The sequence below is a fragment of the Streptomyces sp. NBC_00224 genome (assembly GCF_041435195.1).
GTDB lineage: Bacteria > Actinomycetota > Actinomycetes > Streptomycetales > Streptomycetaceae > Streptomyces.
Genome location: NZ_CP108106.1, coordinates 3325956 through 3350112 on the forward strand (window position 1 = coordinate 3325956; position 24157 = coordinate 3350112).

Here is a 24157-nt window from a genome sequence, read left to right on the forward strand (position 1 = left end):
GGGCCCCCCGAACCCCCGGCACGGCACTCACCCGTCCTGATAAGGCAGTCTTGTCCCCGTGCCCGAACCCGAATCTGCGCCGCCGCCGAACGCCGCCCATCCGCACGCCGCGACCCTCAAGCGCCTTGAGCGGTCCTCCGGCCGGCTCGCCGCGAACGCCATCGCCCGCATGGACGAGACGCTGCCGTGGTACCGGGCGATGCCGCCGGAGAACCGGTCCTGGATCGGTCTGGTCGCCCAGGCCGGCATCGCGGCCTTCACCGAGTGGTTCCGGCACCCGGAGACCCCGCAGGCCATCTCCACCGATGTCTTCGGGACCGCGCCCCGCGAGCTGACCCGGGCCATCACCCTGCGCCAGACCGTGGAGATGGTGCGCACCACCATCGAGGTCATGGAGACCGCGATCGAGGAGGTCGCGGCGCCCGGCGACGAGTCGATCCTGCGCGAGGCCCTGCTGGTCTACGCGCGCGAGATCGCCTTCGCCACCGCCCAGGTGTACGCCCAGGCCGCCGAGGCACGCGGTGCCTGGGACGCCCGGCTGGAGTCCTTGGTCGTCAACGCCGTGCTCTCCGGTGAGGCCGACGAGGGGGCCGTCTCGCGCGCCGCCGCCCTCGGGTGGAACTCTCCCGAGCACGTGTGCGTGGTGCTCGGCACCGCCCCCGACGGCGACAGCGAGCTCACCGTCGAGGCGATCCGGCGGGCCGCCCGGCACGCCAAGCTCCAGGTCCTCACCGGGGTGCTCGGTGACCGCCTGGTCGTCATCGCGGGCGGCAGCGACAATCCGCTCCAGGTCGCCAAGGCCCTGATCGGGCCGTACGCGGCCGGTCCCGTGGTGGCCGGCCCGGTCGTCCCCGACCTGCTGGCCGCCACCCGCTCCGCGCAGGCCGCCGCCGCCGGGCTCAAGGCGGGCTCGGCCTGGCAGGACGCCCCCCGGCCCGTTCTGGCGGACGATCTCCTGCCGGAGCGCGCGATCGCCTCCGATCCGGCCGCGCGCGAGCAGCTGGTGGAGGAGATCTACAGACCGCTGGAGGAGGCGGGCTCGGCGCTCCTGGAGACCCTGAGCGTCTATCTGGAGCAGGCGAGCAGCCTGGAGGGCGCGGCCCGGATGCTCTTCGTGCACCCCAACACCGTGCGCTACCGGCTACGACGTGTGACGGACGTCACCGGCTGGTCCCCCTCCGATGTACGTTCCGCCTTCACTCTCAGGATCGCCCTGATCCTGGGGCGTCTGGCCGACGGAGATCCTCAGTCCTAGACTTTTGTCGGACACCCACAATTCCCCCGACGGTTCTTCGTCCCTGTCCCCACGGGCGAGCAGGGCCGTCCACAAGAGAGAGTGTGAGAGTGCTCGTACTCGTCGCTCCCGGCCAAGGCGCTCAGACGCCCGGCTTCCTGACTCCCTGGCTCGACCTCCCCGGCGCCGCCGACCGGCTCGCCGCATGGTCCGACGCCATCGGGCTCGACCTTGTCCACTACGGCACGCAGGCGGACGCGGACGCCATCCGCGACACCTCCGTGGCCCAGCCCCTGCTGGTCGCCGCCGGTCTGCTCTCCGCCGCGGCACTGGGTGACATCAGCCCGGGCGCGGTGGCCGGCCACAGCGTCGGCGAGATCACCGCCACCGCGTACGCGGGCGTGCTCTCCGAGGAGGCCGCGCTCGGCTTCGTCCGTACCCGGGGCCTGGGCATGGCCCGAGCCGCGGCCATCACCGAGACCGGTATGTCCGCGCTGCTCGGCGGCGACCCCGAGGTCGTCTTCCCGCACCTGGAGAAGCTCGGCATCACCCCGGCCAATGTGAACGGCGCGGGCCAGGTCGTGGCCGCGGGCACCCTGGAGCAGCTGGCCGCCCTGGAGGCGGACAAGCCCGAGGGTGTGCGCCGGGTCGTACCGCTGAAGGTCGCCGGCGCGTTCCACACGCACCACATGGCCCCGGCGGTCGACGAGCTGCGCGAGGCCGCGAAGTCGCTGGACATCGCCGACCCGAAGATCACCTACGTCTCGAACGCCGACGGCCGCACCGTCGCCACCGGCGCCGAGATCGTCGCCCGCCTGGTCAACCAGGTTTCGAACCCCGTCCGCTGGGACCTCTGTATGGAGACGTTCCAGGAACTGGGTGCCACCGCGCTGATCGAGGTGTGCCCCGGCGGCACCCTGACCGGCCTGGCCAAGCGCGCACTGCCCGGCGTGAAGACCGTCGCCCTGAAGTCCCCGGACGATCTCGAAGCGGCTCGCGCGCTCATCGCCGAGACCGGGACATCTGCCGCTGCCGCGGCGGGTGCCGAATAAGGAGCCGTAGCGCATGTCGAAGATCAAGCCCAGCAAGGGCGCGCCGTTCGCCCGGATCATGGGCGTCGGCGGCTACCGGCCGACCCGGGTGGTTCCCAACGAGGTCATCCTGGAGAAGATCGACTCGTCCGACGAGTGGATCCGCTCCCGCTCCGGCATCTCCACCCGGCACTGGGCCTCCGACGAGGAGACCGTGACGGCGATGTCGGTGGAGGCCGCGGGCAAGGCCATCGCGGACGCCGGTCTCACCCCCGAGCAGATCGGCGGTGTGATCGTCTCCACGGTCTCGCACTTCAAGCAGACCCCGGCCGTCGCCACCGAGATCGCGGACAAGATCGGCGCCGTCAAGCCGGCCGCGTTCGACATCTCCGCGGGCTGCGCGGGCTTCGGCTACGGCCTGACCCTCGCCAAGGGCATGATCGTCGATGGTTCGGCGGAATACGTCCTCGTCATCGGCGTGGAGCGGCTCAGCGACCTGACCGACCTGGAGGACCGCGCGACGGCCTTCCTGTTCGGCGACGGCGCGGGCGCGGTCGTGGTCGGCCCCGCGGACGAGCCGGGCATCGCCCGTACCGTCTGGGGCTCCGAGGGCGACAAGTCCGAGACCATCAAGCAGACCGTGCCGTGGACGGAGTACGACAGCTCCGGCAAGTTCCCTGCGATCACGCAGGAGGGCCAGGCGGTGTTCCGCTGGGCCGTGTTCGAGATGGCGAAGGTCGCCCAGCAGGCGCTGGACGCGGCCGGAATCAGCGCGGACGACCTGGACGTCTTCATTCCGCACCAGGCAAACATGCGGATCATCGACTCGATGGTGAAGACTCTCAAACTGCCGGAGCACGTCACGGTCGCCCGTGACGTGGAGACCACCGGCAACACCTCGGCCGCCTCGATCCCGCTCGCGATGGAGCGGCTCCTGGCGACCGGACAGGCGAAGAGCGGTGACACCGCGCTCGTCATCGGCTTCGGGGCGGGTCTCGTGTACGCCGCGACGGTCGTTACCCTCCCCTAGGCACACCGGATCTTCCGGATGCCCACAAACCCGTAAAAAAACCGAAGGAGCGCCACATGGCCGCCACCCAGGAAGAGATCGTCGAGGGTCTCGCCGAGATCGTCAACGAGATCGCCGGTATCCCCGTCGAGGACGTCCAGCTGGAGAAGTCCTTCACGGACGACCTGGACGTCGACTCGCTGTCCATGGTCGAGGTCGTCGTCGCCGCCGAAGAGCGCTTCGACGTCAAGATCCCGGACGACGACGTCAAGAACCTCAAGACCGTCGGCGACGCCGCGAGCTACATCCTGAAGCACCAGGTCTGATCCGGTATCCCCGGAATCAGTCCCGGACTCAGTTCCGCGTGACTGCCGCCACCCGGCGGTGGCGCCGCTGATCCCCCCTTACACCGTGGAGAAATTTCCTGTGAGCTCGACCAATCGCACCGTGGTCGTCACCGGTATCGGCGCAACCACACCGCTGGGTGGCGACTCCGCCTCGACCTGGGAAGGTCTGCTGGCGGGCCGTTCCGGCGTCCGGCCCCTGGAGGGCGAGCGCTTCGCCGACCTCCCGGTCCGCATCGCCGCCACCGCCGCCGTCGACCCGGGCGAGGTACTGCCCCGCCCGCTCGCCCGCAAGCTGGACCGCTCGGCGCAGTTCGCGCTGATCGCGGCCAAGGAGGCGTGGGCCGACGCCGGCTACACCGCTCCCGCCGGTGAGGACCAGCCCGTCACGCCCGAGCGGCTCGGCACGGTCATCGCCTCCGGCATCGGCGGTGTGACCACCCTGCTCGACCAGTACGACGTGCTGAAGGAGAAGGGCGTACGCCGCGTCTCCCCGCACACCGTCCCGATGCTGATGCCGAACTCCCCCTCGGCCAACGTCGGTCTCGAAGTGAACGCCCGCGCGGGCGTCCACACCCCCGTCTCCGCCTGTGCGTCGGGCGCCGAGGCGATCGGCTACGCCGTGGAGATGATCCGCACCGGCCGCGCCGACGTCGTCGTCGCCGGCGGCACCGAGGCGGCCATCCACCCGCTGCCCGTCGCGGCGTTCGCCAACATGATGGCGATGTCCAAGAACAACGACCACCCCGAGCAGGCCTCGCGCCCGTACGACAAGGCTCGTGACGGCTTCGTCCTCGGCGAGGGCGCCGGAGTCGTCGTCCTGGAGTCGGCCGAGCACGCCGCCAAGCGCGGCGCCCGGGTCTACTGCGAGGTGCTCGGCCAGGGCCTGTCGGCCGACAGCCACCACATCGCGCAGCCCGAGCCGACCGGCCGGGGTGTCGCGGCGGCCCTGCAGAACCTGCTGGACTCCACGGACCTCAAGCCGTCCGAGGTCGTCCACCTCAACGCGCACGCGACGTCCACCCCGCAGGGCGACATCGCCGAGATCAAGGCGCTGCGCAAGGTCCTCGGCGACGACATGGACCACATCGCGGTCTCCGCGACCAAGTCCATGACCGGGCACCTGCTCGGCGGCGCCGGCGGCATCGAGACCGTCGCGACGGTCCTGGCGCTGCACCACCGGGTCGCGCCCCCGACCATCAACCTCGACGACCTCGACGACGAGGTCGAGGCCGACATCGTCCGCGGCGAGCCGCGCGCGCTGCCCGCCGGGTCCATCGCTGCCATCAACAACTCGTTCGGGTTCGGCGGGCACAACGTCGTGCTGGCGTTCCGTTCCGTCTGAGACGCGTATACGTAACCGGAAGGGCCCCCACCGAGCGGTGGGGGCCCTTTCCGTTACGCATCAGACCGTGGTGCGTGTCAGACGACCTGGTGCAGCCACCTCACGGGCGCGCCCTCGCCCGCGTACCGGAACGGCTCCAGCTCGTCGTCCCAGGGCTTGCCGAGGAGGCGGGCGATCTCGGCCTCCAGATCGGTCTCACCCCGCACCGAGCGGGCGAGCGCGGCCCGCAGCCGGTCCTCGGGGATCAGGATGTCGCCGTGGATGCCGGTGACCGCGTGGAAGATTCCCAGGTCGGGCGTGGCGCTGTAGCGCTCGCCCTCGGCCTTGGCGCACGGCTCCGCCGTGACCTCGAACCGCAGCATCTGCCATCCGCGCAGGGCGGACGCGAGTTTGGAGGCGGTGCCGGGCTCGCCCTGCCAGGAGAACTCCGCTCTCCACGTGCCGGGCGAGGCGGGCTGGCGGATCCAGTCGAGCTGGACGCGCACACCGAGCACCCCCGCCACCGCCCACTCGACGTGCGGGCACAGCGCGCGGGGGGCGGAGTGGATGTACAGAACTCCACGTGTCGTCACCGGGACCTCCAGTGCGGTTCGAGGTTCGCCTTCCCCAGCGGCCTCGCGCCCCTACCGGTCCCGGTCAGGACAGCACCTGACATTCTGCCCCGGGGTTCAACAGTAAACAGCATCGGGAGTTAATCTCCTGAATGGGGACAGTATGTGACGTGATGTAATTTACCGGAGCCGTCTGGCGTGGTTCCTCTGGCTGGACGGGCCAAAGCTACCGCGCGGAGCAGACAGAAAGGTGTCGTACGGTCGGTCCTGAGCCCGGGAAACACGAAGCTTTCACCCGGCAGGACGCCAGTGGCACCCGAGGGAGGGGACCAGGGGATGGACCAGGGGACGTTGCCGACGCGCCGAAGCCGCCCCGCGCGGGGCCGCACCGCTGCCGCCGCCGCTCTCACGGCGCTCACTCTCGCCGTCACGGCGGGGTGCACCAGCTCGGAACCACCGGCGGACCACCGCGCCGAAGCGGCCCCGAAGCCGTCACCGTCGCCCGCCCCCCGCTGGAACCCCCGCCCGGCGTCGATCGCCGCCGTGGGCGACTCCATCACCCGGGGCTTCGACGCCTGCATGGTCCTCTCCGACTGCCCCGAGGCGTCCTGGGCGACCGGCAGCGACTCGGGCGTCCAGTCGCTGGCGACCCGGCTGCTCGGCGCCGGGTCCGCGGCCGCCCGCAGCTGGAACTACGCGAAGACCGGCGCCCGGATGTCCGACATCCCGGCCCAGCTGACCCGGGCGGCTGCCCACCGCCCCGAGCTGGTCACGGTGATGGTCGGCGGCAACGACGCCTGCCGGGACTCGGTCGACGGCATGACGTCGGCGGCCGACTTCCGGGCGGGCTTCGAGACGTCCCTGCGCCGGCTGCGCACCACCCTGCCCAAGACCCAGGTGTACGTGTCGAGCGTGCCGGACCTCAAGCGCCTCTGGTCGGAAGGGCGGGGCAACGCTCTGGGCAAGCGGATCTGGAAGCTGGGCATCTGCCAGTCCATGTTGAGTGACGCGGACGATCTGGGGGCGGCGGCGGGCGAGCGGCGCGACGCGGTGTACGAGCGGGTGGTGGCGTACAACAAGGCGCTGAAGGACGTGTGCGCGAAGGACCGTTACTGCCGTTACGACGGCGGCGCGGTCTTCGACTACCGCTTCACCGACGACCAGCTGAGCCACTGGGACTGGTTCCACCCCAGCAAGGACGGGCAGGGCCGGCTGGCGGAGATCGCGTACCGCAATGTGACGGCGGCGGGGCCGCCGCGGTAGGACGGTGCCCGGCCGTCGGCGGCTGGATACCTCCCCTTACCCTCCCGTAACTCCGAGCCCCCCTGTTCACACGGGAGTTCCTTCTCGATACTGGCCGCCCAGGCCTCGACGGAAGGATGCGCGGTGGTACGTGGACGGCGTGTACGGGTGGCACGGCTGGCCCTGCTGGTCGCTTCGATGACGTTCGGCGCGGTGCTCGCGCCGGTCCCGGCGCAGGCGCAGGCCCCGGCCGCGACGGGGGCGCCGCCGACCGTGGAGGAACGGCGCCTGGACCTGGCCGTACCGCAGGAGATACTGCGGCGCTCCGGGTTCGACGGCGTGGCCCCGGAGTTCGCGCGCGAGCTGCGCGGCGTACGGTCCTACCGCGAGGCCGAGCAGCTGGTCGCCCGCGAGGGCGCGGGGCTGTGGCGGCGCGCCGTGGACCGGGCGCAGGGGCGCGGCCCGGCGGGCGGCGACCTGTCCCGGGACGACGACCGGCCGCTGTACTGGGCGCGGCTGGGGATGACACGGGAACTGCGGGGCTGGGAGCCGGGGTTCGAGCTGTCGGCGGCGCGGCGGTCGGCGCTGCTCGACCGCCTGGAGCGGGGATCAAGGGGCCAGAACTCGATCACGTACGGGTCGGGCACGGGCTACAAGCGCGTCCTGGTCACCGGCTTCGACCCCTTCACGCTCGACCGGGACATCCGGATCAGCAACCCGTCGGGCGCGACGGCGCTGGCGCTCGACGGGACGTGGATACGTACGGCCGCCGGGCCCGCCCGGATCGAGACGGCCATGTTCCCCGTCCGCTGGGACGACTTCGCGGCGGGCACGGTCGAGCGGACGCTGCGGCCGGTGCTGCCGCAGGTCGACCTGTTCACCACGGTGAGCCAGGGGCGGATCGGGCGGATCGACGTCGAGCGGTTCAACGGGGCGTGGCGGGGCGGGTTCCCGGACAACGAGAACGTGTCGCGGACGGAGCAGGTGCCGGTGTCCGACCCGGCGAGCCAGCCGCAGTGGACGACGACGACGCTGCCGTACCAGGCGATCGTGGCGGCCCGGACGGGGCCGTACCCCGTGTACGACCACACGTCGGTGACGGAGGTTCCGGCGGGCGGGACGGGGCCGGTGGTACGGGACTCCGGCCCGACGCCGGGCTCTGTGGCGCGGGCGGGGGGTGGGGGTGACTACCTCTCCAACGAGATCGCGTACCGGGCGACGCTGCTGCGGGACCGGCTGGGGCTTTCGATCCCCGGGGGGCATGTCCACACCCCGGTGCTCCAGTTCGCGCCCGACAACGCGGATCCGTCGACGGGTTCGATCACGGATCCGGAGTTCGTGCGGAACCGGGGGGAGATTGTGGGGCAGGTACGGGCGATCGTGGCTACGGCGGTTGGTTCCCCCACCCCGCCCCTTCCCGCTGTGACATTTGCGGCTCCGCCGCGTGGCCTCCGGGGGTAGGTGGCTCTGCAGGCCGCCTGTGGCTGGTCGCGCAGTTCCCCGCGCCCCTTGAATGCCGCTGCGCGGCATCTTCAGGGGCGCGGGGAACTGCGCGAGCAACCCAGCACGGTCCGCGGACAAGGAACCCAGGCCGCCCGCCAGAGGGCTTTCGGGAAGGGGCGGGGTGGGGGTCAATCCCGGAGGGACGACAGGTCCGCCCCGGCCAGATCCCCCCGCCCCACCAACACCTCCCGCACCGCCTCCAACACCGGCAACCCACCCACCCCCGTCGCCAACGCCACATCCTTCGCCGCCAGCTCCACGGGGAAGTGCGCCTCCGTCGCGAACGCCCGCCCCACCAGGGGCCCCATCGGGCTCGCCGCCAGCGCCGAACGCGTCAGCGACGCCGGCAGGCCGAGCGCCGTGGCCAAGCGGAGGGACTCGGCCACCAGGGCCACCCCGCCGATCACCGCGCTGATCAGGACCAGTTTGAGCGCCGCCCCCGTACCCACCTCACCGCATCGCGTCACCGACCCCAGCTCGGCCAGCAGGCCGTCCACCGAAGCCGTCTCGCCGCCCGCCAGGATGAGGAGTTCGCCCGTCGCGGCCCGGTCCACGCTTCCCATCACCGGCGCGTCGATGAACGCGACGCCGTCGGGGAGCCGGGACGCCAGTTCGCGGACCGTGTCCGGGCCGACCGTCGACGTGTCGATCCACGTCGTCCCCGCCCGCAGCGCCGGAACCACCGCGTCCGCCACGGCGAGCGCCGCCGCCGGGTCCGCCAGCATCGTGATGACCACGTCCGCCTCGCGGACCGCCTCGGCGGGGGTCGCCGCGGCCACGGCCCCCTCGGCCACCAGCGCCTCCGCCTTGCTCGCCGTACGGTTCCAGACCGTCAGCCCATGCCCCGCCGCGAGCAGCCGACGAGCCATCGGCGCCCCCATGTTGCCCAGCCCCAGAAACGCGACCCGCTGAACGTTCGTCTTTGTCGTCTCGGTGTTCATGGGACGACCGTACGAACCCCGCCACCCATGCCACAAGCGAATGTCTAGCATGGCAGCCATGAGCTCCCCGCATGCCACTACCCACAGCCTCTACGACGTCTTCCTCCGCGTCGCCTCCGACGGCTCCTTCACCGCCGCCGCCCAGGCCCTCGGCTACACCCAGTCCGCCGTCTCGCGGCAAGTCCAGGCGCTGGAGGACGAGTTGGGGAGCGTGCTCTTCGACCGGCTGGCGCGGGGGGTCCGGCTCACCGAGGCGGGGCGGGTGCTGGTGCCGCACGCCGAGGCCGTACGGGACCGGCTCGCCGCCGCCCGTGCCGAGCTCTCCGCGCTGCGCACACTCGACGGCGGGCTGCTGCGCGTGGGGGCGTTCTCGACCGCCGACGCCGCGCTGCTCCCCCGCGCCCTCGCCGCGTTCCGGCGCCGCCACCCCGGGGTGACCCTCGCCCGTACCGAAGGGCCATCCGTCAAGCACCTCGGGCTGCTCGCCGCCGGGGAGTTGGACATCGCCGTGGTCAGCGCCACCGCCGGGCGCGCCCTCGACGGCTGTGCGCTGCGGCATCTGCTCGACGAGCCGATGTTCGTGGCGATGCCGCAGGACCACCCGCTGGCGGGCCGGAAGCGGCTGCGGCTGGCCGAGCTCGCCGACGAGGAGTGGGTCGCGGGCAGCACGCGGCCGGAGGACACGTTGATGCGGCCGGTGCTGGAAGCCGGGTTCCGGCCGCGTACGACCCTCGTCGTACGGGACTGGATCGCCAAGCAGGGCTTCGTCGCGGCCGGGCTCGGCGTCACGCTGCTGCCCGCCCTCGCCGCCGACTCGGTCCGCGCCGACATCGTGCTCGTCCCCGTGCACCCGGACGACGTACCGCACCGCGCGGTCTACGCGGCGACCCCGCACGGCCGCGCCGACTCCCCGGCCGTGGCCGCCTTCCTGACCGAACTCCGGTCGGCGGCGCGGCAGATCACCCCGCCGTCGAGCCGCCCATAGGTGCCGACTCCGGCTCCGGCTCCGGCCGCGAGTCCGCCGTCTCGTCCAGCAGGTCCCGCACCATCAGCGTCGCCCCCGCCACCGCCCCCGGCATCAGGAACACCGCCACGAACGGCACCAGGAACGCCAGCGTCAGCGGGACGCCGAAGCCGAGGACGAGCAGGCGGCGCGTACGCAGCAGGGCGAGGCGATCCGCCAGCTCCACTCTCCGGCGCTGGAGCGCCACCGCCGTCAGCTCCTCGGTGAGGAAGAAGCCGGAGACGCAGAAGCCGATCGCGGGGACCACCGTCTGGCCGATCACCGGCACGAAGCCGAGGGCGAAGAGGAGGACGCCGTACAGGACGACGCGCGTCAGGACGCGTACGGAGTCACGGGCGGAGATCCACAGCTCACGCCAGAGCGGCAGGCCGGACTCCGGTGCCTCGCCGCCGCTCTCCGCGCGGTCGACGTCCTCGGACAGCTTCTCGTAGAAGGGCTGGCCGACCAGGAGCGTCACCGCCGTGAAGGTGATCACCGCCAGGAACAGGCCCATCGCGAAGACCAGCGCCGTCAGGAAGCCCCGGAACAGGCTCAGCCACGGCGAGGACCAGCCGTCGGCGAACGGGGTCGCCCAGTCGACGAAGTCGTCCGCCCCGTAGCCGAGCCCGGTCAGCGCCGCCGCGTACAGGACCAGGGTGACCAGGCCGGGCAGCAGTCCGACCCCCAGGGACCGGCCGTGGCCGGTGACCCATCGCTGCCCTTTGACCAGATAACCGAAGCCCGCCCCGAGATCACGCATGGCCGAACTCTATCGGCCGGTAACCGCCCCTCTCGTACGGGAGTTCCCCGCTCCGGAACACGGCGAAGGGCCGCACCCCGCCGTGCCGGGTGCGGCCCTTCGTACGGACGTCGGGCGACCGTGGGGCCGTCAGGCGACCGCGAGGTCGACCGTGATGTTGCCGCGGGTGGCCTTCGAGTACGGGCACACCTGGTGCGCCTTCTCGACGAGGTCGCGCGCGGTGGCCGCGTCCACGTTCGGGATGGCCGCGGTGATCTTGACGATGATGCCGAAGCCGTCGTCGTTCTTGCCGATGCCGACCTCGGCGGTGACCGTCGAGCCGGATATGTCGGCGTTCTCCTGGCGCGCGACCACACCGAGGGCGCCCTGGAAGCAGGCGCTGAAACCGGCCGCGAACAGCTGCTCCGGGTTGGTGCCCGCGCCGCTGCCGCCCATCGCCTTCGGCGGGTTCACGACCACGTCGAGCGAGCCGTCGTCGGTGGCGACCCGGCCGTCCCGGCCGTTCTCGGCGGCGGCGACGGCGGTGTACAGAACGTCGGACTGCTGGATGGACATGCTGCGTGCTCCTCTTGCTCGTCCCCGGCCGCTCGCGCCCACGACAGCCGGGATGTGGAAAGACCTTATCGGATGGCGGAAGTCATCCGATAAGGTCTTCAGGAGTGGCAGAGGTCACTCGGGCGGGGTTACGCGGGCGGGGTCACTCGCCCAGCGAGACGACCATCTTTCCGGTGTTCTCGCCCCGGAGCATGCCCAGGAAGGCGTCCGCGCCGTTCTCGATGCCCGCGACGACCGTCTCGCCGTACTTCAGCTCGCCGGAGGCGATCCAGCCGGCCACCTCCTGGACGAACTGCGGCTGGAGCGCCGCGTGGTCGCCGACGAGGACGCCCTGGAGCCGCAGCCGCTTGCCGATGATCATGGCCATGTTGCGCGGGCCGGGGGTCGGCTCGGTGTCGTTGTAGCCGGCGATCATGCCGCAGATGGTGGCGCGGCCGTGCACGTTCAGCGAGGAGATCGCGGCTTCCAGGTGCTCGCCGCCGACGTTGTCGAAGTAGACGTCGATGCCGTCCGGGGCGGCCGCGCGCAGCTGGTCGCGGACCGGGCCGTTCTTGTAGTTGAAGGCAGCGTCGAAGCCCAGCTCCTCCACCAGCCACTTCACCTTCTCGTCGGAGCCGGCCGAGCCGATCACCCGCGAGGCGCCCTTGAGGCGGGCCAGCTGGCCGACCTGGCTGCCGACCGCGCCGGCCGCGCCGGAGACGAAGACCGCGTCACCCTCCTTGAAGGAGGCGACGTCGAACAGGCCCGCGTACGCGGTCAGGCCCGTCATGCCGAGCACGCCGAGGTACGCGGAGAGCGGGGCCAGCGAGGCGTCGACCTTGGTGGCGTGCTTGGCGTCCAGGTCGGCGTACTCGCGCCAGCCGAGCCCGTGCAGCACGTGGTCGCCGACGGCGAAGCGCTCGTCGCCCGAGGCCACGACCTCGCCCACCGCGCCGCCGTCCATCGGCTTGTCGAGCTGGAACGGCGGGATGTACGACTTCACGTCGTTCATCCGGCCCCGCATGTACGGGTCGACGGACATGAAGAGGTTGCGGACCAGGATCCGGCCCTCGGCGGGCGCGGCGACCGGGACCTCGCGGAGCGCGAAGTCGGCCGGGACCGGCCAGCCGTGCGGGCGAGCGACGAGGTGCCATTCACGGCTGGTGGCGGGGAGTGCGGACGGTGCGGACATGAGGGTGCGTCCTCCTGCGGTGCGGTCGCCGGATCCGGCGGATTACTTCAGGTACTGAAACAACCATGCTCCTGGATATTTGAGATTGTCAAGTAACTCGGTACGCTGGTTCCATGGCCACGCGTATGGATGCCCTCACCCTCGAAGTCGTCGACCTCATCGGCTCGGTGGTGTCGCGCTACCACGAGGAGTACGAGCGGGCCGCCGCCGAGCACGCACTCACCGGCGCGCAGGCGCGCGTGCTCGGGCTGCTCTCGCTGGAACCGGTGCCGATGCGCAAGATCGCGCGCAAGCTGAAGTGCGAGCCGTCGAACGTCACGGGGATCATCGACCGCCTGGAGGCCCGCGGCCTCGTCGAGCGGCGCCCCGACCCGGCCGACCGCCGGGTCAAGCTGGCCGCACCGACGGAGGAGGGCCGCCGTATGGCGGCGGCCCTCCGCGACTCCCTGGACTTCGCCCGCGAGCCGCTGGCGGAGTTGTCGTCCGAGGAGCGGACGGTGCTGCGGGATCTGCTGCGGCGGATGCTGGGGCAGTGAGCCCGGGGTTCGTCCGCGGACCGTCTGTGGCTGGTCGCGCCCACGCGGCGGAGCCGCACATGTCACAGCCCCGCGCCCCTAAATGCGCCCCTCCGGGGCGCCCAGGGGGTTGCCGCGAAGCGGCATTTTAGGGGCGCGGGGAACTGCGCGCCCAGCCCCCACCGGCCCGCAGCGAAACTACAAGCACCACCACAGGAAGCGGTTGCACGTCTGGGTCGGGGTCGGCGAGGGGGACGGCGCCGGTGGTGGCGGTACGTCCGATGTGGACGGCTGGGGCGAGGTCGACGGCAGGGGGGAGCCGTCCGGACCCGTCGGCGTGGGCGCCGGGGCGCTGGTCGGGCCGGTGGCCGGGTGCGAGCCGCCCGGGGTGGGGGCGCCGCCGGTCCCGGTTCCGCTACCGGTGGAGCCCGGGCCGGGGCGCGTACCGCCCGGGGTCGGGTGGCTCTTGCCGTGACCGTTCCCGGCGGGCACAGCGCTCGGCCGCTTGGGCCCGCCCACGTCGCTCGCGTCGGGAGCCGGCGCCTCCGTCTCCTGCGAGATCTGCTCCTCCTCGTGTACGGAGGTGGCGGCGCCGCGGTCGTCCGGCGGCGGCTCGATGGCGAGCTGCGCGATACCCAGCGCGCCGGCCGCGAGGACCACACCCGCCGAGCCGAACAGCACGAGGCGGCCGCGCCGCTTGCGGGCGCGGCGGCGCGGTCGGGCCCGGGGCGGCTCGCGGCGCGCGCGGCGGTGACCGGCGGGGGCCGGGTCCGCACCGGATGCGGCGGCCTCGTAGACCCCGAGGTCGATGGTTTCTGGCTGCCGCAGTTCCTCCGCGGGGGTGCCGCATCCGGCGCAGGCCAGTGCGCCGTTGAGGTGCCGTCGGCAGGCGTGGCAGTAATCCATGGCCAACGGAGGCTATGCGGGTAGCGGTCGACAATTGGGGACGGGAATGTGTGGATCTTGTGTGGAACCCCTCGTTCCAGGGCGTGTCGGGGGCACGAAGTCGGGCGTTCGGTGCGATGTCGGTGGGGCCGGGCAGGATGGGGTCATGACGGACGCACAGCCTCACCGTTTCGGCCCGCTCGACTTCCAACTCGTCCTGCTGCAGCGGATGGCCGACCACCAGCCGGAGCTGGTCGACGACGCCCGCCGCGAGCTGGGGGTGTCCATGGCGGAGATGCGGGAAGCCAACCGCCGCTGGCAGGCGATGGCCCGCTCGCCGCGCTCCCGGGGCGCCGCCGCGCGCTACCGGTCGGTGCTCGGCGAGCCCGAGACGGTGGCCCGGCGCAAGGTCGGCGACCTGGAGTGCGAGGCCCGGCTGTGGCCGGTGCCGCTGTGGCCGACGCTGCGGTTCGAGGTGCTGGCCGGGCCGGACGGGACGGTGTGGAACGAGTGGCTGGTCCGGGCCCCCGGCGAGCCCGGCCCCGCCCTGGAGGCGGCGGCGGACCTGCGCCCGTGGTCCTGCACGGTCGACGAGGCGGCCCGCGCCTTCCCCCCGGCCCGCCCGATGGAGGGCAGCGCCCCCACCCGCTGGCAACTGGAGCTGACGCTCCCGGGCGATGAGAAGTGCGTGGCCGAGTTCGCGTGGGGCTTGCTGCAGCGACTGCTGTCGCCGGTGTAGGCGGGGTCCCGGGGCACGTCTTTCACCTGCGGGCCGGTGGGGGCTGGGCGCGCAGTTCCCCGCGCCCCTTAAGGGGACGTGGTCGCCCAGCGAGGCAAAGCCAGGCGCACCGGCCCCGCCGAGGTCGCACCCCCGCCGATCGGCAACCCCCTAGGGGCGCGGGGAACTGCGCGACCAGCCCCCACCGACCCGCAGACGAAAGCGCACCCAGGACCCAGCCCGCGCCCCCCAACTCCCGCAGGCGCACCGATGCGCACCCCGCAGTCCCCCAATTGGCCCTCCCCCGGAGGGAACTCGCACTCAGTCAGCCGACGCCCGACCGGCGCAGCCCAGCGCGCGCCCCGGGTGCGGGGGCCGGACGATTCGATCAAGAGCCGCCACTCGGGAGGATCGCCGTGACCGTCAATCTGGAGCAGTTGCGCCGTTGCCACGTAGCCGTCGACCTCGGCGCCGCGAGGACGCGCGTATTCGTCAAGGGCCTGGGACTCGTCGTGGACGAGCCCAGCGTCGCGGCCGTCAACACCCGTACCGGCGCGCTGATCGCCGTCGGCGCGTTCGCCGAGAAGATGACCGGCCGTACGCCCGACTACATCCGCGTCGCCCGGCCCGTGACCGGCGGCACCGTCGTCGACATCGAGATGGCCCAGCGCATGCTGCGGCATCTGGTCGGTGAGAAGCTGCGGCGCCAGCTGCGGCGCAAGCCCGGGCTGCGGGCCGCCGCCTGCACCCCGCACGAGGCCGACCCGCTCGCCCAGCGCGCCACCGTCGAGACCCTGGTGGGACTCGGCGCCCGCCGGGTCGAGCTGGTCGACACCCTGATCGCGGCGGCCGTCGGCTGCGGGCTCCCGGTCGAGCAGCCGACCGCCACCATGATCATGGTGTGCGGGGCGGCCACGACCCAGATCGCGGTGCTCTCGCTCGGCGCGATCGTCACCGCCCAGCGGATCCCGGTCGGCGGCGACGCGATCGACCACGCCGTCATCCAGCATCTGCGCCACCAGCACGAGCTGATGCTGCCGAGCCAGTCCGTGCGCCCCCTCCAGCTCGCCCTCAGCGGCAACGGGCTGACCCCGCACGGCCCCGCCTCCACCGAGATCCACGGCCGGGACGTCGCCACCGGCCTCGCCCGCTCGGTCCAGGTCGACACCGCGGCCGTCCGCGACGCGATCCACACCCCGCTGACCGCCGTCCTCGACGGCATCGGCAAGGTCCTGCGCGACTGCCCGCCCGACCTGGTCGCGGACCTGGCGGACCGGGGGATCATGATGGTCGGCGGAAGCGCCCTGCTGCCGGGCCTGGACCAGATGCTGCGCAAGGCGACCGGCATGCCCGTCGCGATCGCCGAACGCCCGGACGTCTGCGCCATCCTGGGCCTCGGCGCGATGCTGGACGGCAAGATCGAGCCGTTGGTCCTCGACCCGCTCGCGGAGTGAGGTGCCGAGTGAGGCGCCGGCTGAGGTGCCGGGTGATGGCAGGAGGGGCGCGGTGCGCGCGGACGACGGATCCGGGGCCGGGACACCGCTGCCCGTCCTGCTCGAAGCCGTCCTCGGCGTCGGCTCCGAGCTCGAACTGCGCACCACCCTCCAGCACATCGTGGACACCGCGGCCGAACTGACCGGCGCCCGGTACGGGGCGCTCGGCGTCGTCGACCCCGAGCGCGGCCGGCTCACCGAGCTGTTCACGGCCGGGCTCACCGACGCCGAGCGGGAGCGGATCGGGGCGCTTCCGGACGGGCACACCGGGGTGCTCGGCGCGCTCGTCCAGGACCCGCGGCCGCTGCGGCTCGCCGACCTCACCACCGACCCGCGCTCGTCGGGCGTGCCGCCCGGCCACCCGCCGATGCGCTCGTTCCTGGGCGTCCCCATCCGCGTACACACCGAGGTGTTCGGCAACCTCTACCTCACCGAGAAGCGCGGCGGAGCGTTCACCGAGGAGGACCTGGCGCTGCTGCGGGTGCTCGCCTCGCAGGCGGGGATCGCGATCGGCAACGCCCGGCTGTACGAGACGGCCCGGCGCCGCGAGCGGTGGATCGAGGGCGCCGCCGCCGTCACCACCTCGCTGCTGACCGGCGACACGGCGGCGGACGCGCTGATGACGGTCGCCGAGCGGGCCCGGCTGCTCGCGGACGCGGCGGCCGGGGTGGTGCTCCAGCCCACCGAGGAGGGCGGGATGGAGATCGTCGCCGCCTCCGCGCCGGACGACCCGGGCGACATCGTGGGGACGACCATCGCGCCCGGCTCGCCGGTGCTGGTCCAACTGCTCGGCGGGGAGCCGGTGTTCATCGAGGACTCGGCGAGCGACCCCCGGATGACCACGCACGTACGGACCCGGTTCGGGCCGAGCATGATGCTGCCGCTGCAGAGCGGCGGCAAGCTCATCGGTACGCTCGCGCTCCCCCGGCGCCGCGGGGCCGAGCCGTACACGGCGGTGGAGCGGCTGCTGGCAGCGCAGTTCGCCTCGCAGGCGGCGCTCGCGCTCGTCCTCGCGGACGCGCAGCACAACCGGGAGCGGCTCGCGGTGTACGAGGACCGCGACCGGATCGCCCGCGACCTCCACGACCTGGTCGTCCAGCGGCTGTTCGCGACCGAGATGATGCTGGAGTCGACGCGCCGCCGCGCCGCGAAGGCCTCCGGCGACGACACGGACGAGCTGCTCATCCGGGCCGTGGACGAGCTGGACTCCACGATCCAGGAGGTCCGCACCGCCATCTTCGCCCTCCAGCAGCCGCCCGCCGACGCGCCGACGACCGTACGGGGCCGGGTGCTGCGCGAGACGGACGGCGCGGGGGCGCTGCTCGGGTTCCGGCCGTCGGTGGTGTTCGCGGGGGCGGTGGATGCCGTTTTGGGCGACGCCGTCGCCGGGCGGCTGTTGTCGGCCCTGCGCACCGCGCTGGCCGCCGCGCACCGCCGTACCGGGGTTTCGTCCGTCGCGGTCGCCGTCGATGCGACCGTCGTCCTCCCGGACGGGCGTCCCGGTGTGCGGCTCACCGTCACGGACGACGGGGAGGGGGGCGGTCCCAAGGTGTGGGAGGCGCGGCTGTAGGGGGCGGTGGAGGTGCGTCGGCGACTGCGGATCGTGCTGGGTTGCTCGCGCAGTTCCCCGCGCCCCTTAAATGCGCCCCTGCGGGGCGCCCCTTTAGGGGCGCGGGGAACTGCGCGACCAGCCACAGCGAGCCCGCAGACGAACGGCATCCGGGGCGAAGCCCCGAAAGCGGGGTGCAGGGGCCACAGGCCCCGCAACGGGGTCCCGGGGGCAGCCCCCGGGAACGCGCCTCCACCACCCACCCACCCCCGGAGGGCCCACGTAGGGTTTCCGATGGCCCTTCAGGGCCGGTGCCGTCGACCGCGAGGAGCCCTTTCCGTGTCCCCTCTCTTTCCCGCGCTGAGGACCGCCGACCGCAAGGAAGCCCTTCGGTTCGGCGAGCACGTCCTCACCTACGCCGAACTCGCCGGGGCCGCGGGCGCCCTGGCAGGCCGGATCGCCGGGGCGGGCCGCGTCGCCGTCTGGGCGACCCCGACCCTGGAGACGGCCGTCGGGGTGGTCGCGGCGCTGCTGGCCGGGGTGCCCGCCGTACCGCTGAACCCCAAGACGGGCGAGCGCGAGCTGGCGCACATCCTGACCGACAGCGCGCCCACGGCCGTCCTCGCCGCCCCGGGCGACCCACTGCCGCCCGCGCTGGCGGCGCTGACCAGGATCGACGTGGTCCCGACGGCGGGACCGGCGGCGCGGCTCCCGGCCACCGAGCCCGACGACCCCGAGTCGCCCGCCCTCATCGTCTACACCTCCGGCACCACCGGCCCGCCCAAGGGGGCCGTACTCCCCCGCCGGGCCGTCGCCGGCACGCTCGACGCGCTGGCGGAGGTCTGGGCGTGGACCCCCGACGACGTCCTCGTACACGCTCTGCCGCTCTTCCACGTCCACGGCCTGATCCTCGGCGTCCTCGGCCCGCTGCGGCTCGGCGGCTCGGTCCGGCACCTGGGCAGGTTCTCGGTGGAGGGCGTGGCCCGCGAGCTGTCGACGGGCGCGACCATGCTCTTCGGGGTGCCGACGATGTACCACCGCATCGCCGAATCCCTCGACACCGACCGGGAGTTGGCGAAGGCGCTGGCCGGGGCGCGGCTGCTGGTGTCTGGTTCGGCGGCGCTGCCCGTCCACGACCACCGGCGGATCGCGGCGGCGACCGGCCGCACGGTGATCGAGCGGTACGGGATGACCGAGACGCTGATGAACACGAGCGTACGGGTGGACGGCGAGCCGCGCCCCGGCACGGTCGGCGTGCCGCTGCCGGGCGTGGAACTGCGCCTGGCGGACGAGTCGGACGGCATCGGCGAGATCCAGGTGCGCGGCCCGAACCTGTTCAGCGGCTATCTCAACCGGCTGGACGCCACGGCCGCCGCGTTCACCGAGGACGGCTGGTTCCGCACCGGCGACATGGCGAGCCTGGACGCCGACGGATACGTACGGATCGTCGGCCGCAAGGCGACGGACCTGATCAAGAGCGGCGGCTACAAGATCGGGGCGGGCGAGATCGAAAACGCGCTGCTCGACCACCCCGGGGTGCGTGAGGCCGCCGTCACCGGCGAGCCGGACGCCGATCTCGGGGAGCGGATCGTGGCGTGGGTGGTCCCGGCCGACCCCCAGTCCCCGCCCACGGCCGAGGAGTTGGCCGGGCACGTGGCCGCCCAGCTCTCCCCGCACAAACGGCCGCGTACGGTCCGCTTCCTGGAGGCGCTGCCGCGCAACGACATGGGCAAGATCATGAAGCGGGCGCTGGGGAACGGCAATGGCTGACCGCCTGAGCGCGAGGGCGGCGATCGCGGCGGCGACTTCGGGCTTCACCGAGCTGCACGCGCCCGAGCGGGAGCCCCGGCGGGAGACCGCGGCCGAGGGCCCGCTCGGCTGGGAGGGCTACGAGGCGTCACGGGCGCGCGCGAGGGAGCGCACGGGCGAACAGGAGTCGGTGATCCACGGCCGGGCGACCGTGGAAGGACAGGAGTGCATCCTCCTCTCCTTCGAATTCGGCTTCCTGGGCGGCTCGTTGGGCGAACGTACGGGTGACCGCCTGGAGGCGGCCTACCGGGCGGCGCGGGAGCGGCGGCTGCCGCTGGTCTCGCTGATCGCGACCGGCGGCAGCCGAATGCAGGAGGGCATGGTCGCGCTCACCCAGCTCCAGCGGGTGGCCCGCCAGTCCACCCTGCTGCGGTCGGCCGGGCTGCCGCAGATCGCGGTCCTGCGCGACCCGACGACGGGTGGCGGCTGGGCCACGCTCGGCGCGGGCGCGGACGTGGTCCTGGCGCTGCCCGGGGCGCAGGTGGGCTTCGCGGGTTCGCGGGTACGGCCCGCCGACGCGGATCCGGCGGCGTACGCGGCGGAGGGCCAGCTGGCGGCCGGGGCGGTGGACGCGGTGGTTCCGGCGGCGGAGCTGCGCGGGGTGCTGGGGAGGTGGCTGGGGCTGCTCTCCGGCGGGACCCCGGGCGGCCCGGTGCCCCCGGCCGACGTGCCCCCGGCGCTCGGGGGGACGGCGCTGCCGGGGACGGGCTGGGAGGCGGTGGAACAGGCACGCGCGCGTTCCCGCCCACGGGCGTCGGCATACCTGGACGCGTACTTCGACTTCCGCCTCCCCCTCCACGGGGACCGGTGCGGGGGTGTGGACGCGGGGATGCTGTGCGGGTTCGGGGAGCGGGCCGGACGTACGGTCGCGTACGCGGCCCAGGCCGGCACCCCCACGCACCCGGCGGGCTACCGCACCGCCGCCCGCCTCCTCCGCCTCGCCGACCGCCTGGGCGTCCCCGTCCTCACCCTGGTCGACACCCCGGGCGCGGCGAACGACGCGGCGGCGGAACGGGCGGGCCAGGGCGCGGCCGTCGCGGACTGCTTCGCGGCGGTGGCGGGGGTGGGGGTGCCGGTGACGACGCTGGTGATCGGCGAGGGCGGCTCCGGCGGAGCCCTGGCGCTGGCGTCCCCCGGCCGCACCTGGGTGACGCCGGACAGCTACTTCTCCGTGATCGCGCCCGAGTTGGCGGCGGCGATCCTGAAGCGGGGCGCGGCGGAGGTGCGGGGCACGGCGGACCAGCTGGGGGTGCGGCCGCAGGACCTGGTACGGCTGGGGGTGGCCCGGGGAGTGGTCTCCCCGGGCCACCCCCTTCCCTGAACGGTTGCGCCGGTTACGCCCGGTTACGCCTCCGGGTTACGGGAGTCGTACCGCGCGAACCGGCGGCGGGTGACGCCGAGCAGCGTCACCGCGAGCACGCACGCGAGGCCGCCGCCCGTGACGGCGACCGTGGGCGAGGCGAGGTCGGCGGTGGTGCCCGCGAGGAAGTCCCCGAGCCGGGGCCCACCGGCGACGACGACGATGAAGACGCCCTGCAGCCGCCCGCGCATCTCGTCCGGCGCGGCGACCTGGAGCATGGTGTTGCGGAACACCATGGACACGGTGTCGGCGCACCCGGCGATGGCGAGGAAGACCAACCCGAGCCAGAGGTTGCGGGTCAGCCCGAACACGGCGATCGCGGCGCCCCACGCGCCGACGGCCAGCAGGATCGCGAGCCCGTGCCGGTGAATGCGGGCGAGCCACCCCGAGAACACCCCGCCGAGCAGCGCCCCGAGCGCGGGCGCGGCGACCAGGAGCCCGGTGGTACGGGCGTCACCGCCGTACCAGAGCGCGGCGACGGCCGGGAACAGCGCGCGGGGGTGCGCCAGGATCATGGCGCAGAAGTCGGAGAAGAACGTCATGCGCAGATTGGGCCGGCTGGCGAGGAAGCGGAACCCGTCGAGGACGGAGGCCCGCTTGGCGGCCGTACGGTCCCGGTCGGGCAGCATCGAGGGCAGCCGCCACATCGCGTACAGGGAGGCGGCGAAGGTGACGGCGTCGATGAGGTACGCCGACTGGTACCCCGCGAACCCGACGATCAGCCCGCCCAGCATCGGGCCGAGCAGCGTCCCCGAGGTCATGGTGATCGAGTTCAGCGCGTTGGCGGCGGGTAGCTGTTCGGGAGGCAGCAGCCGGGGAATCATGGAGGACCGAGCAGGCCCGTTGAGAGCAGCACACACGGACTGCAGCGCGACGATCCCGTACAGGAACCACACGTGCGCGAACCCGGCGATCGCGGCGGCCGCGAGCCCCGCCGAGAGCACGGCGGACCCGGACGCGCTGCCCAGCCCGAGCCTGCGCCGGTCCACGGTGTCCGCGATCGCACCGCCGTACAGCCCGAACACCATCAGCGGCACGAGGGAGAACAGCCCCACGAGCCCCACGCTGAAGCTGGACCCGGTGATGTCGTACACCTGGAGCGAGATCGCCAGGGAGGTCATGCCCTGCCCCACCCAGGAGATGGTGCTGCCGAACCACAGCCGCCGGTAGTCCGGGGAGCTGCGCAGGGGGGTGAGGTCGGCGAGTATTCGGGAGCGGGGTGGGGAGCTGGTGTCGGGGGTCACGGGGGATGCTAACCGGTGCCGTGGGGCGGTTGGCCTGCGGGTCCTTTTCGGCCCGGTGTCTGTCTGCGGGTCGGCTGTGGTTGCTCGCGCAGTTCCCCGCGCCCCTGAGGGGGTTGCTGGGTGGCCGGGGTGCGGGCTTGCCCGGGGCGGTGCGGATTCGTCTGCGGGTCGACTGTGGCTGGCCGCGCAGTTCCCCGCGCCCCTTCTCGGCCCGGTGTTCGTCTGCGGGTCGACTGTGGTTGCTCGCGCAGTTCCCCGCGCCCCTAAAGGCAGGACGGGGTCCGGCCAAATTCAGCCCCTCCGGCGTTTGAGGAGCGGGGTCCGGGGCGGAGCCCCGAAAGCGGGGTGCAGGGGCCGCAGGCCCCGCAACGGGGGTCCGGGGGCGCAGCCCCCGGGAAACCACCCTCACCCCCACCCACCCCCGGAGGGTTAAGGGAACGGGCGGGGTGGGGGGAATCAACCGTCAGATGCGCTCCGCGTGCACGTACGACATCGGGTACACGATGCGCCCCTTCGCGTCGACATCGAACGCGTTCGGGTCGAACGGCAGCGTCCCACCGGTCTCGGCCCGCTGCTTCTCGAAGTACTCACGCGTGTGGTTCGTCGTGCACAGGCTGTCCTCGATCGCGAGGATGCGCCACGTGCCCTCCAGGTTGACGCGGAAGTTGTCCTTGCTGACACGGAGCTGCTGCGGCGGCAGCCCGACCAGCTCGGACTCCGCGAAGGCGAACAGGTGCAGCTGGGCCCCCGGCGCCGTCACCCGGTGCAGCGCGGCCGCGTACTTGCGCCGCTGCTCGTCGGTGAGGACGTGGTAGAGCCCGTAGTCGAGGACCGTCTCGAAGTCGCCCTCGACGCCCTCGAAGGCGGTCGCGTCCGACACGGCGAACTTCACATCGGCCCCGCGCTCCCGCGCCCGCTCCTGCGCCTGCTCGATCGCGGAGGGCGAGAAGTCGAGGCCGGTGACGCGGTGGCCGCGGCTCGTCAGGTGCAGCGAGTTCTGCCCGGTGCCGCACCCCGCGTCCAGCACCTTCCCACGGAACGCGCCGGACGCCTCCAGGGCGACCACGACCGGCTGCGGCTCGGGGATGTTCCAGGGCGCGAAGTCGAACTTCATGCCCAGGCCCTCTGTCCGCACCTTCCCCGCGTACAGCGGATCGAAGTTGGCACTGCCCGCCGTGTAGACCTCGCCGCCCTGCGGTTCTTCCGTGCTCACCTGGTGCCTCCCCTTTGCGAATCGTGATGTGGTCAATCTCCCGGACCGAATCACCTCCGGACAAGCCCGGGCGGCTGATCAGACGTTCAATCGCGGGAACTCCGCGGTTGAACACAGGGCTTGACAATTCAACGAAAGAGACGATGGAGGCGAAGGAAATGCGCCACGGGGTCGCGGGCCCGCCCCCGGCTCGCCGCGCCGACGCCCCAGGCCGCGCAGCCACGCCCCCCGCGCCCCACCGGCCCAGCCACGCCCCCCAGGCCCCCACGCCCGCCCGCCTGCGGCCGCGGCCCCGCCACCCCGGCGGACGCCACCCCGGGCGGCCCCCGCCCCGCCCCCGCCCCCGGGGCCGGGACCGGATCGGAATGCGGGGGAATTCAATTCACTCCCGGCCCATCTCTCCCGTACACGTACACGTACACGTACACGCACACATACACGCACCCGGAATCGGGAATTCACGGCGCCCGAAAGACGGCGCGGCGCACCACGGCGTATCGCAATTACGGGGAATGCGCCCCAGAACTCCGGAAGCCGCGAACCCCGGAACCCCGGAAGAAAGCCCGCCCCGCGCGCCAAGCCGTACACCCGGCCGCGCCTCCCGCTCCCCGGCCCCGCCCGGCCCCCGCTCCGCCGTCACTCCGACCGGGTGGGTGCCACGATGCCCCCGGTGTGTCGTACG

At 73.0% G+C, this 24157-nt stretch carries 22 protein-coding genes; 14 read left to right on the top strand and 8 right to left on the bottom strand.

Annotated elements, in window-relative coordinates:
• The first annotated feature begins 58 nt into the window (after positions 1 to 58).
• From OG965_RS14945 to fabF, 5 genes are all read left to right on the top strand, one after another.
• On the top strand, positions 59 to 1255 hold the full coding sequence (locus OG965_RS14945) for a PucR family transcriptional regulator (protein WP_371652561.1): 1197 nt from the start codon (positions 59 to 61) through the stop codon (positions 1253 to 1255).
• An 89-nt stretch (positions 1256 to 1344) separates the two neighbouring features.
• Positions 1345 to 2286 (top strand): ACP S-malonyltransferase, encoded by a 942-nt coding sequence (locus OG965_RS14950; protein ID WP_371652562.1) that lies wholly within the window; start codon positions 1345 to 1347, stop codon positions 2284 to 2286.
• A 13-nt stretch (positions 2287 to 2299) separates the two neighbouring features.
• Positions 2300 to 3295, top strand: coding sequence for a ketoacyl-ACP synthase III (locus tag OG965_RS14955; RefSeq protein WP_371652563.1), 996 nt, complete (start codon positions 2300 to 2302; stop codon positions 3293 to 3295).
• A gap of 56 nt (positions 3296 to 3351) precedes the next feature.
• Positions 3352 to 3600, top strand: a complete 249-nt coding sequence (locus tag OG965_RS14960; RefSeq protein ID WP_371652564.1) for an acyl carrier protein — start codon at positions 3352 to 3354, stop codon at positions 3598 to 3600.
• Positions 3601 to 3700: 100 nt separating this feature from the next.
• The gene (gene fabF / locus OG965_RS14965; RefSeq protein WP_371652565.1) at positions 3701 to 4963 is read left to right on the top strand and encodes a beta-ketoacyl-ACP synthase II; all 1263 of its coding nucleotides are present in this window, start codon (positions 3701 to 3703) and stop codon (positions 4961 to 4963) included.
• A gap of 77 nt (positions 4964 to 5040) precedes the next feature.
• Here fabF and OG965_RS14970 read toward each other — a convergent pair whose 3' ends face one another.
• Positions 5041 to 5535: a DUF3145 domain-containing protein gene (locus tag OG965_RS14970; protein WP_101388175.1), complete on the bottom strand. Its 495-nt coding sequence runs from the start codon at positions 5533 to 5535 to the stop codon at positions 5041 to 5043.
• Positions 5536 to 5850: 315 nt separating this feature from the next.
• On the opposite strand from OG965_RS14970, the gene OG965_RS14975 reads away from it, so the two are divergent.
• Both OG965_RS14975 and OG965_RS14980 read left to right on the top strand, forming a co-directional pair.
• Positions 5851 to 6777, top strand: a complete 927-nt coding sequence (locus OG965_RS14975; protein WP_371652566.1) for an SGNH/GDSL hydrolase family protein — start codon at positions 5851 to 5853, stop codon at positions 6775 to 6777.
• 177 nt (positions 6778 to 6954) lie between these two features.
• Positions 6955 to 8217 (top strand): pyroglutamyl peptidase, encoded by a 1263-nt coding sequence (locus OG965_RS14980; protein WP_371656943.1) that lies wholly within the window; start codon positions 6955 to 6957, stop codon positions 8215 to 8217.
• Positions 8218 to 8387: 170 nt separating this feature from the next.
• Here OG965_RS14980 and OG965_RS14985 read toward each other — a convergent pair whose 3' ends face one another.
• Positions 8388 to 9200, bottom strand: coding sequence for an NAD(P)-dependent oxidoreductase (locus tag OG965_RS14985; protein ID WP_371652567.1), 813 nt, complete (start codon positions 9198 to 9200; stop codon positions 8388 to 8390).
• A gap of 58 nt (positions 9201 to 9258) precedes the next feature.
• Between OG965_RS14985 and OG965_RS14990 the strand changes: the two genes are divergently transcribed.
• Complete coding sequence (locus tag OG965_RS14990; protein WP_371652568.1) at positions 9259 to 10185, top strand: LysR family transcriptional regulator; 927 nt, start codon at positions 9259 to 9261, stop codon at positions 10183 to 10185.
• Here the strand turns inward: OG965_RS14990 and OG965_RS14995 are convergent.
• The 3 genes from OG965_RS14995 to OG965_RS15005 form a co-directional block, all read right to left on the bottom strand.
• A complete protein-coding gene (locus OG965_RS14995; protein WP_371652569.1) occupies positions 10160 to 10963 on the bottom strand; it encodes an EI24 domain-containing protein in 804 nt (267 codons plus the stop codon). The two genes, OG965_RS14990 and OG965_RS14995, sit on opposite strands and share 26 nt — an antisense overlap.
• A 129-nt stretch (positions 10964 to 11092) precedes the next feature.
• Positions 11093 to 11518: an organic hydroperoxide resistance protein gene (locus OG965_RS15000; RefSeq protein ID WP_371652570.1), complete on the bottom strand. Its 426-nt coding sequence runs from the start codon at positions 11516 to 11518 to the stop codon at positions 11093 to 11095.
• Positions 11519 to 11660: 142 nt separating this feature from the next.
• The gene (locus OG965_RS15005) at positions 11661 to 12689 is read right to left on the bottom strand and encodes an NADP-dependent oxidoreductase (protein WP_371652571.1); all 1029 of its coding nucleotides are present in this window, start codon (positions 12687 to 12689) and stop codon (positions 11661 to 11663) included.
• Between the two features lie 113 nt (positions 12690 to 12802).
• Between OG965_RS15005 and OG965_RS15010 the strand changes: the two genes are divergently transcribed.
• The gene (locus tag OG965_RS15010) at positions 12803 to 13225 is read left to right on the top strand and encodes a MarR family winged helix-turn-helix transcriptional regulator (protein ID WP_371652572.1); all 423 of its coding nucleotides are present in this window, start codon (positions 12803 to 12805) and stop codon (positions 13223 to 13225) included.
• A 177-nt stretch (positions 13226 to 13402) separates the two neighbouring features.
• Here OG965_RS15010 and OG965_RS15015 read toward each other — a convergent pair whose 3' ends face one another.
• Positions 13403 to 14110, bottom strand: a complete 708-nt coding sequence (locus OG965_RS15015; RefSeq protein ID WP_371652573.1) for a hypothetical protein — start codon at positions 14108 to 14110, stop codon at positions 13403 to 13405.
• A gap of 145 nt (positions 14111 to 14255) precedes the next feature.
• Between OG965_RS15015 and OG965_RS15020 the strand changes: the two genes are divergently transcribed.
• From OG965_RS15020 to OG965_RS15040, 5 genes are all read left to right on the top strand, one after another.
• Positions 14256 to 14828, top strand: coding sequence for a hypothetical protein (locus tag OG965_RS15020; protein WP_371652574.1), 573 nt, complete (start codon positions 14256 to 14258; stop codon positions 14826 to 14828).
• Between the two features lie 395 nt (positions 14829 to 15223).
• A complete protein-coding gene (locus OG965_RS15025; protein ID WP_371652575.1) occupies positions 15224 to 16261 on the top strand; it encodes a rod shape-determining protein in 1038 nt (345 codons plus the stop codon).
• Positions 16262 to 16313: 52 nt separating this feature from the next.
• Positions 16314 to 17870: a GAF domain-containing protein gene (locus tag OG965_RS15030; protein ID WP_371652576.1), complete on the top strand. Its 1557-nt coding sequence runs from the start codon at positions 16314 to 16316 to the stop codon at positions 17868 to 17870.
• A gap of 318 nt (positions 17871 to 18188) precedes the next feature.
• A complete protein-coding gene (locus tag OG965_RS15035; protein ID WP_371652577.1) occupies positions 18189 to 19619 on the top strand; it encodes an acyl-CoA synthetase in 1431 nt (476 codons plus the stop codon).
• Complete coding sequence (locus OG965_RS15040; protein WP_371652578.1) at positions 19612 to 20979, top strand: carboxyl transferase domain-containing protein; 1368 nt, start codon at positions 19612 to 19614, stop codon at positions 20977 to 20979. The genes OG965_RS15035 and OG965_RS15040 overlap by 8 nt, the downstream gene beginning before the upstream one ends.
• A 23-nt stretch (positions 20980 to 21002) precedes the next feature.
• On the opposite strand, the gene OG965_RS15045 is transcribed toward OG965_RS15040, so the two are convergent.
• Together OG965_RS15045 and OG965_RS15050 are read right to left on the bottom strand one after the other, a co-directional pair.
• Positions 21003 to 22262: an MFS transporter gene (locus tag OG965_RS15045; protein ID WP_371652579.1), complete on the bottom strand. Its 1260-nt coding sequence runs from the start codon at positions 22260 to 22262 to the stop codon at positions 21003 to 21005.
• A gap of 463 nt (positions 22263 to 22725) precedes the next feature.
• Positions 22726 to 23475, bottom strand: a complete 750-nt coding sequence (locus OG965_RS15050; protein ID WP_371652580.1) for a class I SAM-dependent methyltransferase — start codon at positions 23473 to 23475, stop codon at positions 22726 to 22728.
• Positions 23476 to 24157 lie beyond the last annotated feature (682 nt).